The sequence below is a fragment of the Ramlibacter alkalitolerans genome (assembly GCF_016722765.1).
GTDB classification, from domain to species: domain Bacteria; phylum Pseudomonadota; class Gammaproteobacteria; order Burkholderiales; family Burkholderiaceae_C; genus Ramlibacter; species Ramlibacter alkalitolerans.
Map to the genome: position 1 here is coordinate 31,226 of NZ_JAEQND010000004.1, position 12,753 is coordinate 43,978.

The window sequence follows — 12,753 nt, forward strand, 5'->3', positions numbered from 1 at the left end:
TGGCCACAATGCGCACAAAGGGGGCTTATGGCTGACTCCACACTCTGGTGGCTGCTCGCCGGCGCGGCGGTGGCTGTCGAACTCCTGACGGGGACCTTCTACCTGTTGATGCTGGCCATCGGCGCGGCCGCCGGCGCGCTCGCGGCGTCCTCCGGCGCCGACCGCACGATCCAGCTGGTGGTGGCGGCGCTGGTGGGCGGCGGCGCGGTCGCGGCCTGGCACCTCAAGCGCGGCCGGCAGGCGGCGGAAGCGCCGGCCCAGGCCAACCCGAACGTGAACCTCGACGTCGGCGAGGAGGTCCAGGTGGAGCACTGGGGCCCGGACCACACCGCCACCGTCCGCTACCGCGGGGCGAACTGGACGGTCGTGCCCCTGGGCGGCACGTCGCAGGGGCCGGGCACCTACCGCGTGCGCGAGGTGGTCGGCAGCCGGCTGGTGGTGGAAAAGACCTGAAGACAAGGAAAACAAGAATGACCGTTGCACTCGTCCTGTTCGTGATCGCCGTCATCTTCGTGGTGCGCGCGATCAAGGTGGTCCCGCAGCAGAACGCCTGGGTGGTGGAGCGCCTGGGCAAGTACCACGCGACGCTTTCGCCGGGGCTGAATTTCCTGGTGCCCTTCGTCGACCGCGTCGCCTACAAGCACGGGCTCAAGGAGATCCCGCTGGACGTGCCCAGCCAGATCTGCATCACGCGCGACAACACGCAACTGCAGGTCGACGGCATCCTGTACTTCCAGGTGACCGACCCGATGCGGGCCAGCTACGGCTCGTCCAACTACATCGTGGCCATCACCCAGCTGGCCCAGACCACGCTGCGCAGCGTGATCGGCCGGCTCGAACTGGACAAGACCTTCGAGGAACGCGACATCATCAACTCGCAGGTGGTGCAGGCCATCGACGAGGCCGCGCTGACCTGGGGCGTGAAGGTGCTGCGCTACGAGATCAAGGACCTGACGCCGCCCAAGGAAATCCTGCATGCCATGCAGGCGCAGATCACGGCGGAGCGCGAGAAGCGCGCGCTGATCGCCGCTTCCGAAGGCCGGCGCCAGGAGCAGATCAACATCGCCACCGGGGAGCGGGAAGCCTTCATCGCGCGCTCGGAGGGAGCGAAACAGGCCGAGATCAACAAGGCCCAGGGCGAGGCGGCAGCCATCGTGGCGGTAGCGGATGCGACGGCGGACGCGATCCGCAAGGTGGCGGCGGCGATCCGCGAACCGGGCGGCGAGCAGGCGGTGCAGCTCAAGGTCGCCGAACGCGCGGTCGACGCCTTCGGCAAGGTGGCGGAGGATTCGAACACCACGCTGGTCATTCCCGCCAACATGAGCGAGGTCTCCGGCCTCATCGCATCGGCGATGAAGATGGTGGCCGGGACGCGGTCACCGGGCGTCCCCGGCGCGGCTCAATCCTCGGCCGGCCGGCTGGACCGGTAGCTTCCGTCCAGCGGGCTGGTGCGCGCGTGCAGGCCGCGCGGCAGCAGTTCCTGGAACAGCTTGCCGAGCGCATCGACCCTCTCGCGGGCCGCGGCTTCGCCGTCGATCTTGGCCAGCTGCCCCATCAGCTCGCCGCGTGAGAACCAGAGCGACTCCACGCTGACCGCATAGCGGATCCGCCGGGCCAGCGCTTCGGAGCGCGGGCTGCTGGTGAGAGCGGCCAGGGCCAGCATCTTGCGGCGGATCACTTCCAGCTTGTCGGCCTGCTCCTGAGCGCTCGGCGGCGCGGTGCTCACCGCGAAGAGGGCGGAAATGGTGCTCCTCAGCTCCTTCGTGTTCAACCAACGCATGGGGACTTCCTTCTCTCTCTCTTTTATGTTCTTCAGCGGGAACCGCCGGGGGACAGGGTTGCAGTTGCGTGCAGCGCCAGGAGTTCGGCCACGGCCAGGTCGGCCACCGCGGCCGGCGCCGCACCGGGGCCGGCCAGGTCGGCCAGCCGCGCAAAGGTGAAAAGAAGGGGTGCGTCGCCGGGCGTGCCCTCCGGGCGACGCACCCCATAGGTCAATTGCTGGCGCTCGTCGCGGGTGAGCCTGCCCACGAGGTTGCGTGTGAGCAGGATGGCGCCCATGCGGCTGCAGCGTGAAAGGTGCGTGGCACGGTCGGCGGCGTCGCCGAGCACGCGCAGGTCCGATTGCCCCGGCAGGCCGAGGGTGCCCAGCCAGTCCTGGCCCTCGTCGATGCCGATGTTGATGCGCAACTCCAGGTCCCAGCCCTTGCGCACGCGCCAGCGCTGGCTGACCCGCCGCATCGCCTCGCGTGCCTGGTGCGCGGCCGCGAGGGCGTTCCACAGGTAGCTGCCCCGGGGCTGCGGCAGGAAGTAGCAGGCGAGCGCCTGTCCTCCCGGCAGGCCGCGGCGGCCCTGATGGCTGCGGAAGATCGCGTCGAGCCCGGCGCCGACTTCGTTCAGGAGCTCGAAGTACTCCTCGGCGCTCAGGCGCACCCACAGGTCCGCCGCGTCCTGCAGCACGGCGACGAGCACGGCCACCGGCGTGAGCGCGGGCGCGCTGGCCGGCGCCGCTGCGGGCGGCAACACGGGTGCCTGCGAGGCGGCCTCCCCGAGCGCGAACAGAACGCCTTGCTGGAAATGCACGGCGTGGATCCAGCGCGCCGGCATGGCCTGCGTCGCGGGCAGCAGGAGCTGCGCGACCAGCGCCAGGGCCGGTGGCGGCGGCAGTTCGCGTGCCATCGCCTGCAGGGATTCGCGGGCCTCCGCGGCGAGCCCGGCCAGCAAGTGGGCAATCTCCAGGCCGCGCGCGCGCGCGGCTTCGAGGTGGAAGCGCACGAGCGCGTCGCGCCCGCTCGCCGGCTCCACGTGCAGCAGGTGCTCGAACACGCTGCCCGAGGCGGGCCGGCCTGCGATCGGGGAGATCGGCGAGGTGGCCGCCGGCTGGTTGGCCCAGACCAGGCCGAAGCCCTCGTTCACCAGGTAGGCCGGGTGGGAGGCATGGGCCGGGGTGAGCGCGAGGGCCGCGCCGGCCAGGGACCCGACGAAAGCGGGGGCCGGCGGCGTTGGCGTGGTCGAGGGCGCTGGCATGGCGGCTGCGTCGACGCGATCCCGCTCACCCGCTTCGGCGGCCGCAGCGGGTGTCGCGGCAGCGGGCGCGCGGGTCTCGCCGCCCGCGGCAAAGTGCTCCGCGATGCGGGTGATGCTCCAGCCTTCGCGCTTGAGACGCTGGACCGCCTCGATCCGTTCCAGGGTGTCGTCCGGGAAGTAGCCGATGCGCGGCGCGGCCCCATCCTCCGGGCCGGGCGGCAGCACCCGCGGCTTCGCGATGAGGCCGCTGGCGATGTAGTTGTTGAGAGTGGCCCGCGAAATGCCGGTGCTCTCGATGATTTCCTTGCTGGTCAGCAAGACACATTGCTCCTGGACTGTTCAGACACAACTGTAGACATAGATCAACAGTTAGTCAAACATGTTTTGGACACAGGTTGCCCGGGAGCGACGGGTGCTCCATGAAATGACCGCTCGGCCGTGGCTTTTACTGAGCAGACATGCACCGGAGTCGAAGAGGCGATCTGTCTACGTGGCGCACTTTCTGAGAGTAAGTGTCTAAGTCAGGAGGCTTCTGTCTAGGTACACTTAGACAATGAGATGGAGGCCAGAATGACCCGCCGGCGCGAGGCCATCGGAACGCGACCGGCCTTCACGGCATCTGTGGACGCAGAACCAGGAGAGCACTATGGATACGCAGACCATGCTTCGCACCGCGATCGTCCTGCTGGCCGTCACTGCAGTGGGTGGCTTGCTCATGGCCGGCATGCGCTTCAGCGGGCGCCCTCACCCGCCCAGCTTCCTCGCCATGGTGCACGGCCTGCTCGCGGCCTCGGGCCTGACCTTGATCCTGTACGCCGGCCTGACCAGCGGCCTGCCCGGGGGGGCCTGGGGCGGGCTCGTGCTGCTGCTGCTCGCGGTGCTCGGAGGCCTGGTGCTGAACCTGCGTTACCACTGGGAAAGGCGCGAGCTGCCCATCGGCCTCATGCTCGGACATGCCGGCCTGGCGGTGGTCGGCTTCGTGGTGCTGGCGATTTCGGGGTGGAACGTCGGCGGCGCCTAGCGGGGAGCACGGCTCACAAGGGCTCCCGTTCGCCCAGTTCCTGCTCGTAGAAGAGGATGCCGTGGGCGGCGATGCCAGGCGCGCGCCCCACCGGCCGCGCCAGCACCCGCGAGAGCGTGGCGTAGAGCTGCACCTTGGAGACGTGCTGCGCCAACCGCTCCAGGAACGCGATGTTCTCGCCGGGGCGGAAGAAGACAGCGAATTCTTCCTCCGTCGCGGCGAACAGCTCATGCTCGGCCGAGTCCGTGCTGCTGACGATTTCGATGTTCTTCATGCAGTCGGTGAGCCCCGGGTGCGCGGGCGTTTGGCATTCAACACGACAACGGCCGACATTCTCGGCCCAGACGCTCAAAAAAAACCCGCCGGTGGCGGGCTTTCGTTTCGGCTGGCGGAGGGGCGTGTCTCTAGACGCGGGAGACCGCCGCCAGTCGCTCTGGAGTGTACGGCCTGCGCAAGATCAGCCGTGCTCCCCCCGGCGCGGGAATGCGCCTGCCTCCCCCGTGCGGCCGTCGACCGCCGGAAGGACTTGCGTTCAACCCGCCTTCCGGCGCTCCGCGATCGCCAGTTCCTCGTCGACCAAGGTGCGCAGCTGGTCGTATCCGAACGACGGGAGCGGCCGGCCGTTCACGAAGTACTCCGGCGTGGCCGACACGTTGAGCGTGTTCGAGTCGGCAACGTCCTGCGCCACGATCCGGGCAACTTCGGGCGATTGCATGTCGACCTTGAGCCGCTCCACGTCGAGACCCGCGCGCGCGAGCGGCTGCCAGATCAGGTCAGGCTGGGCGCGATGCTGGATGACCCACTGCGGCTGCGACTCCAGCAAGGCCTCCAGGGCCTGCCAGAACTTGCCTTGCCGGCGGCTGGCCTCCAGCGCCTTCACGACCTGGTCCGACCCCGGGTGGAAGGGCGCATAGCGCAGCACGAGGCGGATCTCCTCGCGATGCGCCGCAGCCATCTTCTTCACCAGCGGGTAGAACTGCGCGCACGTTTCACACGCGGGATCGAAGAACTCCACGAGCTGGACCGGCGCCTCGGCACGCCCCAGCGCCGGTGAGTGCATGCGCACGAGGGCTTCGCGCCGGAGCTGCGCAGCGGCCGCGTCGGTTGCGCTGGAATTCCCGCCGAACTGCCATGCACCGGCGGCGACAGCACCGAGCGCCACTGCGCCCGAAATGAACAAAGTTCTACGTTTCATGGTGCTTGTCAGCGTAGGCAGGCCGCCGCCGCTCGCGCTTGATGGACGTCAACGGGACCCGGATCGCTGATCGCGGCCTTGAAAAACGCCCCGCGAGGGGGCGTTTCAGGAACTTCGCTGGAGCAAAGGGTCCCCCGCACCGCCATAGGGTAAACACGGAGTTGCATACGAATGCAAGACGGAGACACTGAGGGCTTGCATACGAATGCAAACATACCTCAGCGAAGACCAAGGACATGATCAGATACCTCAAGCGAGGCCGCGACGTGCAGGCCCGAAGTGCAGACGACGCCAAGGTGCGCGCCACCGTCGAGGGCATCATCCGCGACATCGAGCAGCGCGGCGATGAGGCGGTGCGCGAGTACAGCCGCAAGTTCGACCACTGGGACCCGGCGGACTTCCGGCTGTCTCAGGCGCAGATCGAGCAGGCCATGAAGAGCCTGACGGCGCGCGAACTGGAGGACATCCGCTTCGCCCAGGCGCAGATCCGCAACTTCGCGCAGGTGCAGCGCGACTCCATGCGCGACGTGGAAGTGGAGACGCGCCCGGGCGTGTTCCTGGGCCACCGCCACATCCCGGTGAACGCGGTGGGCTGCTACGTGCCCGGGGGCAAGTACCCCATGATCGCCTCGGCGCACATGAGCGCCCTCACGGCCAAGGTCGCCGGCGTGAAGCGCATCGTCGCCACCGCGCCGCCGTTCCAGGGCGCACCGCATCCGGCCATCGTCACGGCCATGCACCTGGCGGGCGCCGACGAGATCCTGGTGCTGGGCGGCGTGCAGGCCGTGGTCGCGATGGCCGTCGGCACTTCGCTGCTGAAGCCGGTCGACATGCTGGTCGGACCCGGCAACATGTTCGTCGCCGAAGCCAAGCGCCAGCTGTTCGGCCGCGTCGGCATCGACCTGTTCGCCGGCCCCACCGAAACGCTGGTGATCGCCGACGACTCCGTGGATGGCGAACTGGTGGCCGTGGACCTGCTGGGCCAGGCCGAACACGGCCCCACCTCGCCCTCGGTGCTGCTGACCGACAGCGAGGCCCTGGCCCACGCCACGATGGCGGAGATCGAGCGCCAGCTGAAAATGCTGCCCACCGCGGCCATCGCGGCGCAGAGCTGGGCCGATTTCGGCGAGGTGATCGTCTGCGACACCCGCGAGGAAATGCTGCAGAAGGCGGACGAACTCGCCTCCGAGCACGTCCAGGTGATGACGCGCGATGCGGACTTCTTCCTGGCCAACATGACCAACTACGGCGCGCTCTTCATCGGCCCGCGCACCAACGTGGCCTTCGGCGACAAGGTGATCGGCACCAACCACACCCTGCCCACCAACAAGGCGGCACGCTACACGGGCGGCCTGTGGGTCGGCAAGTTCCTCAAGACCTGCACCTTCCAGCGGGTGGAGACCGACGAAGCCAGCGCCCTGATCGGCGAGTACTGCTCGCGCCTGTGCCACATGGAGAACTTCGCCGGGCACGGCGAACAGGCCAACATCCGCGTGCGCCGCTACGGCACCCGCGCTGAAGTGCCCTGGTACCAGCCCGTGCCGGCGCTGGAGCCGTGAGCATGGGCACGCAGCCCCTGCCCTCCTTCCCGGGTTTCCGGGTGGACGGCAAGCGGGCCCTGGTCACCGGCGCCAGCCGCGGGCTGGGACTGGCCGCGGCCACGGCGCTGGCCCAGGCGGGCGCCGCCGTCACCCTGGCGGCGCGCTCGGCCGGGGAACTGGCGTCGGCCTGCGAAGCGATCCGGGCCCAGGGCGGCCACGCCGATGCCCTCGTTCTCGACGTCACCGATTCGAAGGCGGTTTCCGCCGCCCTCGCGGCGCGGCCCGCCTTCCACATCCTCGTCAACAACGCTGGCATGAACCGGCCCAAGCCGCTGGCCGACACGCCCGACGAGGACATCGATGCGGTGTTCGACCTCAACGTGAAGGCCACCTTCTACGTCACGCGGACGGTGGCGCGCCGCATGGTGGCGGCCGGCGAGGGCGGCTCCATCATCAACGTCAGCTCGCAGATGGGCCACGTGGGCAGCCCGCGCCGCACGCTGTACTGCGCCAGCAAGCACGCGGTGGAAGGCATGACCAAGGCGCTGGCCTGGGAACTGGGGCCGGCCCGCATCCGGGTCAACACGGTCTGCCCGACCTTCATCGAGACCGCCTTCACGGCGCCCATGTTCGCCGACCCCGCCTTCCGCGACTTCGTCGTCGGCAGGATCGCGCTGGGCCGCATCGGCCGGGTCGACGAGGTGATGGGGCCCATCGTGTTCCTGGCCAGCGAGGCCTCCAGCCTCATGACCGGCAGCGCCCTGATGCTCGATGGGGGCTGGACGGCGGCATGAAAGCCAACCCCACGGCGCACGACGTGGCGCGGCTGGCGGGCGTGTCGCAGTCGGCGGTGAGCCGCGCCTTCACGGCCGGCGCCAGCGTGGCGCCGGCCACGCGCGAACGCATCCTGGCGGCCGCCCGCGAGCTCGGCTACCGCCCCAATGCGATCGCCCGCACGCTCATCACGCGCCGCAGCCGCATCGTGGGTCTCGTCATGAGCTACCTCGAGAACCAGTTCTATCCGCTGGTGATCGAGCGCCTGTCGCAGGCCCTGCAGCGCAATGGCTACCACGTGCTGCTGTTCATCTGCGAAACCGCCGAGGCCGACGCCGTCCTGGCCGACATCCTCCAGTACCAGGTGGACGGCATCGTGATGGCTTCCACCACGCTGTCGTCCGGGCTGGCGCAGGACTGCGCCGAAGCCGGCATCCCGGTGGTGCTGTTCAACCGGGTGGCGCAGCTCGGCACCCTGGGCGGCTTCGCCACCAGCTCGGTCACCTCGCAGAACCGCGAGGGCGGCCGGCTGGTGGGCGAGATGCTGGTGCGCACCGGGCACCGGCGCGTCGCCTGGCTCGCCGGCCTGGAGAACGCCTCGACCAGCCTGGACCGCGAGGCGGGCCTGCGCGATGCGCTGGCCGAGGCCGGCATGGGGCTGCATGCGCGGGCCGTCGGCCGCTACGACTTCGCCGTGGCCCGGGAGGCCGTGCTCGCCTTGTTCCGCGATCCGGCCGACCGGCCCGACGCGCTCTTTGCCGCCAACGACCACATGGCCATCGCGGCGCTGGAGACGCTGCGCAGCGAGCTCGGCCTGAGCGTGCCGCAGGACGTCTCGGTCGTCGGCTTCGACAACGTGCCGCAGGCCGCGTGGCCCTCGTTCGCGCTGACCACGGTGCAGCAGGACGTGGACCGGATGGTGGAGGCCACCCGCGACCTGCTGTTCGAGCAGATCCACGGCGAGGTGATGGCCCGCAGCGTGACCGTCCCCTGCGCGCTGGTCGAACGCGGGACGGTGCAGACAAGGAAACGAGAGAGATGACGGAAATCGAAGAACTCAGTCGCGGCCGTCCGGTCGCGATCGTGGGCGCCGGGCTGGTGGGCTCCGGCTGGGCCATCGTGTACGCGCGCGCCGGCCTGCGGGTGAAGATGTTCGACCGCGATCCGGAGATCACCCGCAAGGCCTTTGCGCTGATCGCGGGGCAGCTCGCCAGGCTGCACGCGCACGGCCTGGTCGCCGAGGATCCGGCGGCCATCCTGGCGCGCATCACGCCGGCGGCGACGCTGGCCGACGCGGTCGAGGGCGCGTTCTACGTGCAGGAATCGGTGCTGGAGCGGGTCGACGTGAAGCGCCAGTTGATGATCGACCTGGACGCCCTCGCCGGCCCGGACCTGGTCGTCGGCAGCTCCACCTCCGGCATCCCCGGCTCGGCGTTCGCGCTGGGGCTGGGCCTTTCGGCGCGGGTGCTGATCGTGCACCCGGTCAATCCGCCATACCTGGTGCCGGTGGTCGAACTGGTGCCGTCGCCGGAAACCGTGCCGGCCACCGTCGCCTTCGCCGATGCCCTGATGCGGGCGGTGGGCCAGGCCGTGGTGCACGTGCGCAAGGAGGTCGAGGGCTTCGTCCTGAACCGGCTGCAGGCGGTGCTGCTGCGCGAAGCGTGGGCCCTGGTGCAGGACGGCGTCGCGAGCTGCGAGGACATCGACAAGACGGTGCGCGACGGCCTGGGCTGGCGCTGGTCCTTCATGGGCCCCTTCGAGACCATCGACCTGAATGCGCCGGGCGGGGTGGCCGACTACGCGGTGCGCCTCGGTCCGCTGTACCAGCGCATTGCCGATTCGCGCCGCCATCCGCAGCCCTGGGACGAGGGCCTGATCCGGGAGGTCGAGGCGCAGCGCCGCGAACGCCTGGGCCGCGACGAACTCGAAGCGCGCCGCGCCTGGCGCGACGAGCGCCTGATGGCCTTCGCGGCACGCCGCAACGCGGCTTCGGACGACTGACGCCGTCGGCGTCAGCCGGCCTGCTCCTGCTGCAGCCAGCGCCACAGCGTGCTGCGGCTGACGCCCAGCGCGCGCGCCGCGGCCTGCCGGTTGCCGCCATGCTGCTGCAGCGCCTGCCGGGCCAGCGAGGGGCGCATGTCGGCGGCCGCGGCCGGCAGCTCGGGCAGGATCGCGATCGGGGGCAGCGGCACGGGCGCCGACGCGCGCGGCATCGGAGCGGTCGCGCCGAACAGCTCGGGGCAGTCCTGCACCAGGCCGCTCCAGTCGATAGCCTCGCCGGGGCCGAACTGCAGCAGGAACACGGCCAGCCGTTCGCAGATGTTCTCCAGCTCGCGCACGTTGCCGGGCCAGTCGTAGGCCTGCAGGCGCGGCATCAGTTGCCGCAGCGCGGCTGGCGTGGAGTCGGCGGAACCCAGGCGCGCCAGGCAGCGCTGCACCCGGCGTTCGGCCATCAGGGCAACGTCGCCGGCCCGCTCCCGCAGCGGCGGCAGGGACAGCCGCAGGGTGTTGATGCGGAAGTACAGGTCCTGCCGGAAGCGGCCCTGCGCCACCATCTCCGCCAGCGGCTGGTGGGTGGCCGCGATCACGCGCACGTCCACCGGCACCGGTTCGGCGCTGCCCACCCGCAGCACCTCGCGTTCCTGCAGCACCCGCAGCAGCCGGGTCTGCAGCGAGGTCGGCATGTCGCCGATCTCGTCGAGGAACAGGGTGCCGGTGTGCGCCGCCTCGAACAGGCCGCGCTTGCCGCCGCGCCGGGCGCCGGTGAAGGCGCCCTCTTCGTAGCCGAAGAGTTCGCTCTCCAGCAGGCTCTCCGGGAAGGCGGCGCAGTTGACGGCGACGAAAGGCCGGTTGGCCCGGGTGCCCTCGTTGTGGATCGCCTGCGCGAAGAGCTCCTTGCCGGTGCCGCTCTCGCCGGCGATGAGGATGGTGAGGTCGGTGCGGGCGAAGCGCCGGGCGCTGGCCACCGCGCGCAGCAGCGCCGGGCTCTGCCCCTCCAGGTCGTCGAAGCTGTGGCGCGCGGCGGCCTGCTGGCGGCGCTGCTGCATGCGCAGACGGGTGTCGGCTTCGTGGATGGAGCGGGCGTCGTACAGGGTGAGCGCGGCGCCCACCACCTCGCCGCGCACCCGCACCGGGGCGCGCCGGGCCACCCAGTTGCGCCGGCCTATGTGCAGGACGACGCCGCCCTCCGACACGCCGCTGGTCAGGGTCTCGCGCAGCGACAGCTCCGGCTGCAGCGCCGAGAGCTCGCGTCCCAGCAGGCTGCCCGTATCCGCGCCGAGGATGCGTTGCATGGGCGGGTTCATCGCGATCACGTGGTGGCTGCGGTCGACGGCCAGCACCGCGTCGTCCAGCGTATGCAGCACCGCGCCGAGCTGGGCGTGGCGCTCGGCCTCCATGCGCGCCACGCGGGCCAGCTCGATGGCGTCCTCGAAGCCCTGGCGGATGCTGGCCTGCGAGTAGGCCAGCAGGCCGCACAGGCCCGCGGCCTCCGCCATCTCCACGACGATGCTGGAGCCCACGATCACCGAGAACCCCTCCGCCCGCAGCGCCTCCACGCTGCGGCGGGCATCGTCGGGCGTCTGGTAGGCGTACTGGGCGATCTCGAGGCGCAGCAGGTTTTTCACCGCCTCCAGGTCGGGAAGGGTCTGGCCGTAGACCACCACGCCCACCCGGCGTGAGCTGCGGCGCGCGGTGATCAGGGCCTGCAGGATGTCCAGCCCGGCGAGCTGGATGGTGGCCACGGGCGCGCGGACCTGCCGGCGCAGCAGGCCGGCGTTGGCGCCGGCGCTGATGAACGCATCCACCAGGCCCTGTTCGACCCGCTGCCGCGCCAGCGCCACCGTCTGGCTCACGGTGCCGTCGACCAGCTCGATCTCGGCCCGGTCGCGGTACTGCTCGATGACGGGCGCGGAAAACTCCCGCAGGTGGCGGTAGCCGAGGAAGCAGAGGCGCGGCAGACGGGGCGGGGCCGCAAAGACGTCGGAGGTCATGTTCCAGCAATGTTGCAGAGCGCAACGCGATTGTTGCACGGATCTGCAACACCGCAACACCGATGCAACACGAGCTTCCATAAGAATCAAGCACTTGCGCGTTGCAAGGGGCTGGCACGGGTTCTGCGAAACAGAGGCCCTGCCCCGCCAGCCGGCTCGCCCGCTGGACCCGCAAGCACCAGGAGACAAGCATGCAGAACACCCCGCCCGCCCTGACCGGCGCCTTCAACCGCCGCACCGCCCTCGGCGGCCTCGCCGCCCTGGCGCTCGCCAGGCCCACCCTGGCCGCCGGCTATCCCGCCAAGACCGTGACGCTGGTCGTGCCCTATTCGCCCGGCGGCGGCACCGACATCGTGGGGCGGCAGCTCGCCCAGAAGCTGAGCGACCGCTGGGGCCAGTCGGTGGTGGTGGACAACCGCACCGGTGCCAACGGCGTGATCGGCTCCAGCCTGGTCTCCAAGGCGCAGCCGGATGGCTACACACTGCTGCTGGTGGTGGGCTCGCACGCGGTCAATCCGGTCCTGATGAAGAAGATGCCGTACGACACCCTGACGGCCTTCACGCCCATCACCAACGTGGCGACCTCGCCCATGGTGCTGGTGGTCTCGGCCAAGGGCCCCTACAAGACGCTGCCGGACGTGCTCAAGGCGGCCCGCACCGAGGAACTGGGCGTCGGCAACTCGGAAGGCCAGACGCGGCTCACCGGCGAACTGATGCGCCAGGTCGCCGGCCTGAAGACCGTGGAGGTGTTCTACAAGGGCGGCGCGCCCATGATGGTGGACGTCATCGGCGGCCACCTTCCCATGGGCTTCACCAGCGTGCTGACCGCCCTGCCCCACGTGCAGGCCGGCAACCTGCGCGTGGTGGGCGTGGCTTCGCGCGAGCGGCTCAACGTGTTCCCGGACGCGATGACCTTCGCCGAAGCCGGCGTGCCGGGCATCGAGTCCCTGAGCTGGTACGGCATGTTCGGCCCGGCCGGCATGCCGCCCGCGCTGGTGGAGCAGATCGGCCGTGACCTGCGTGCCGTCGCCAACGAACCCGCCGTGGCGAACCAGCTGCGTGACCAGGGCGCCCAGCTGGTCCTGAGCAGCCCCGCCGACCTCGATCGCTTCCTGCGCAGCGAAGCCGCCAAGTGGGCCACCGTCGCCCAGCGCGGCGGCATCAAGCCCGAATGAGCGTCCCGTCCCAACAACTCCGGAGACATCG

At 70.2% G+C, this 12,753-nt stretch carries 13 protein-coding genes; 8 read left to right on the forward strand and 5 right to left on the reverse strand.

Features of this window, described 5'->3' with window-relative positions; genetic code table 11:
* The first annotated feature begins 27 nt into the window (after positions 1 to 27).
* Both JI746_RS07625 and JI746_RS07630 read left to right on the forward strand, forming a co-directional pair.
* Positions 28 to 453: an NfeD family protein gene (locus JI746_RS07625; protein ID WP_201688223.1), complete on the forward strand. Its 426-nt coding sequence runs from the start codon at positions 28 to 30 to the stop codon at positions 451 to 453.
* A gap of 17 nt (positions 454 to 470) precedes the next feature.
* Complete coding sequence (locus JI746_RS07630; protein ID WP_201688224.1) at positions 471 to 1,430, forward strand: SPFH domain-containing protein; 960 nt, start codon at positions 471 to 473, stop codon at positions 1,428 to 1,430.
* Here JI746_RS07630 and JI746_RS07635 read toward each other — a convergent pair.
* Together JI746_RS07635 and JI746_RS07640 are read right to left on the reverse strand one after the other, a co-directional pair.
* Positions 1,400 to 1,780, reverse strand: a complete 381-nt coding sequence (locus JI746_RS07635; protein WP_201688225.1) for a hypothetical protein — start codon at positions 1,778 to 1,780, stop codon at positions 1,400 to 1,402. The genes JI746_RS07630 and JI746_RS07635 overlap by 31 nt on opposite strands.
* Before the next feature lie 32 nt (positions 1,781 to 1,812).
* The gene (locus JI746_RS07640) at positions 1,813 to 3,342 is read right to left on the reverse strand and encodes a MerR family transcriptional regulator (protein ID WP_201688226.1); all 1,530 of its coding nucleotides are present in this window, start codon (positions 3,340 to 3,342) and stop codon (positions 1,813 to 1,815) included.
* A 328-nt stretch (positions 3,343 to 3,670) separates the two neighbouring features.
* On the opposite strand from JI746_RS07640, the gene JI746_RS07645 reads away from it, so the two are divergent.
* Positions 3,671 to 4,045 (forward strand): hypothetical protein, encoded by a 375-nt coding sequence (locus tag JI746_RS07645; RefSeq protein WP_201688227.1) that lies wholly within the window; start codon positions 3,671 to 3,673, stop codon positions 4,043 to 4,045.
* A 13-nt stretch (positions 4,046 to 4,058) separates the two neighbouring features.
* On the opposite strand, the gene JI746_RS07650 is transcribed toward JI746_RS07645, so the two are convergent.
* The gene (locus JI746_RS07650; protein WP_201688228.1) at positions 4,059 to 4,319 is read right to left on the reverse strand and encodes a hypothetical protein; all 261 of its coding nucleotides are present in this window, start codon (positions 4,317 to 4,319) and stop codon (positions 4,059 to 4,061) included.
* Positions 4,320 to 4,577: 258 nt separating this feature from the next.
* Positions 4,578 to 5,240: a DsbA family protein gene (locus JI746_RS07655; protein WP_201688229.1), complete on the reverse strand. Its 663-nt coding sequence runs from the start codon at positions 5,238 to 5,240 to the stop codon at positions 4,578 to 4,580.
* A 236-nt stretch (positions 5,241 to 5,476) separates the two neighbouring features.
* On the opposite strand from JI746_RS07655, the gene hisD reads away from it, so the two are divergent.
* Genes hisD through JI746_RS07675 form a run of 4 tightly spaced genes read left to right on the forward strand, consistent with a single transcriptional unit; the run spans position 5,477 to position 9,556 of the window.
* The gene (hisD, locus tag JI746_RS07660) at positions 5,477 to 6,799 is read left to right on the forward strand and encodes a histidinol dehydrogenase (RefSeq protein WP_201688230.1); all 1,323 of its coding nucleotides are present in this window, start codon (positions 5,477 to 5,479) and stop codon (positions 6,797 to 6,799) included.
* A 2-nt stretch (positions 6,800 to 6,801) separates the two neighbouring features.
* A complete protein-coding gene (locus tag JI746_RS07665) occupies positions 6,802 to 7,575 on the forward strand; it encodes an SDR family NAD(P)-dependent oxidoreductase (protein ID WP_201688231.1) in 774 nt (257 codons plus the stop codon).
* Positions 7,572 to 8,597 carry a LacI family DNA-binding transcriptional regulator gene (locus JI746_RS07670; RefSeq protein WP_201688232.1) on the forward strand — a complete coding sequence of 342 codons (1,026 nt, stop codon included), beginning with the start codon at positions 7,572 to 7,574 and terminating at the stop codon, positions 8,595 to 8,597. Before JI746_RS07665 ends, JI746_RS07670 begins: the two co-directional genes overlap by 4 nt.
* Positions 8,594 to 9,556 carry a 3-hydroxyacyl-CoA dehydrogenase gene (locus tag JI746_RS07675; protein ID WP_201688233.1) on the forward strand — a complete coding sequence of 321 codons (963 nt, stop codon included), beginning with the start codon at positions 8,594 to 8,596 and terminating at the stop codon, positions 9,554 to 9,556. The genes JI746_RS07670 and JI746_RS07675 overlap by 4 nt, the downstream gene beginning before the upstream one ends.
* Before the next feature lie 11 nt (positions 9,557 to 9,567).
* Here JI746_RS07675 and prpR read toward each other — a convergent pair whose 3' ends face one another.
* Positions 9,568 to 11,547 carry a propionate catabolism operon regulatory protein PrpR gene (gene prpR / locus JI746_RS07680; RefSeq protein ID WP_201688234.1) on the reverse strand — a complete coding sequence of 660 codons (1,980 nt, stop codon included), beginning with the start codon at positions 11,545 to 11,547 and terminating at the stop codon, positions 9,568 to 9,570.
* A gap of 191 nt (positions 11,548 to 11,738) precedes the next feature.
* Here prpR and JI746_RS07685 point away from each other — a divergent pair, with 191 nt between their 5' ends.
* Complete coding sequence (locus JI746_RS07685; protein ID WP_201688235.1) at positions 11,739 to 12,722, forward strand: tripartite tricarboxylate transporter substrate binding protein; 984 nt, start codon at positions 11,739 to 11,741, stop codon at positions 12,720 to 12,722.
* Positions 12,723 to 12,753: the final 31 nt, after the last annotated feature.

Bases quoted from the DNA above. Each gene is read 5' to 3' on its own strand.
- JI746_RS07645 (WP_201688227.1), top strand. From the start codon at position 3,671: ATGGATACGCAGACCATGCTTCGCACCGCGATCGTCCTGCTGGCCGTC.
- JI746_RS07670 (WP_201688232.1), top strand. From the start codon at position 7,572: ATGAAAGCCAACCCCACGGCGCACGACGTGGCGCGGCTGGCGGGCGTG.
- hisD (WP_201688230.1), top strand. From the start codon at position 5,477: ATGATCAGATACCTCAAGCGAGGCCGCGACGTGCAGGCCCGAAGTGCA.
- JI746_RS07685 (WP_201688235.1), top strand. From the start codon at position 11,739: ATGCAGAACACCCCGCCCGCCCTGACCGGCGCCTTCAACCGCCGCACC.
- JI746_RS07675 (WP_201688233.1), top strand. From the start codon at position 8,594: ATGACGGAAATCGAAGAACTCAGTCGCGGCCGTCCGGTCGCGATCGTG.
- JI746_RS07665 (WP_201688231.1), top strand. From the start codon at position 6,802: ATGGGCACGCAGCCCCTGCCCTCCTTCCCGGGTTTCCGGGTGGACGGC.
- JI746_RS07625 (WP_201688223.1), top strand. From the start codon at position 28: ATGGCTGACTCCACACTCTGGTGGCTGCTCGCCGGCGCGGCGGTGGCT.
- JI746_RS07635 (WP_201688225.1), bottom strand. From the start codon at position 1,780: ATGCGTTGGTTGAACACGAAGGAGCTGAGGAGCACCATTTCCGCCCTC.
- JI746_RS07650 (WP_201688228.1), bottom strand. From the start codon at position 4,319: ATGAAGAACATCGAAATCGTCAGCAGCACGGACTCGGCCGAGCATGAG.
- JI746_RS07630 (WP_201688224.1), top strand. From the start codon at position 471: ATGACCGTTGCACTCGTCCTGTTCGTGATCGCCGTCATCTTCGTGGTG.
- prpR (WP_201688234.1), bottom strand. From the start codon at position 11,547: ATGACCTCCGACGTCTTTGCGGCCCCGCCCCGTCTGCCGCGCCTCTGC.
- JI746_RS07655 (WP_201688229.1), bottom strand. From the start codon at position 5,240: ATGAAACGTAGAACTTTGTTCATTTCGGGCGCAGTGGCGCTCGGTGCT.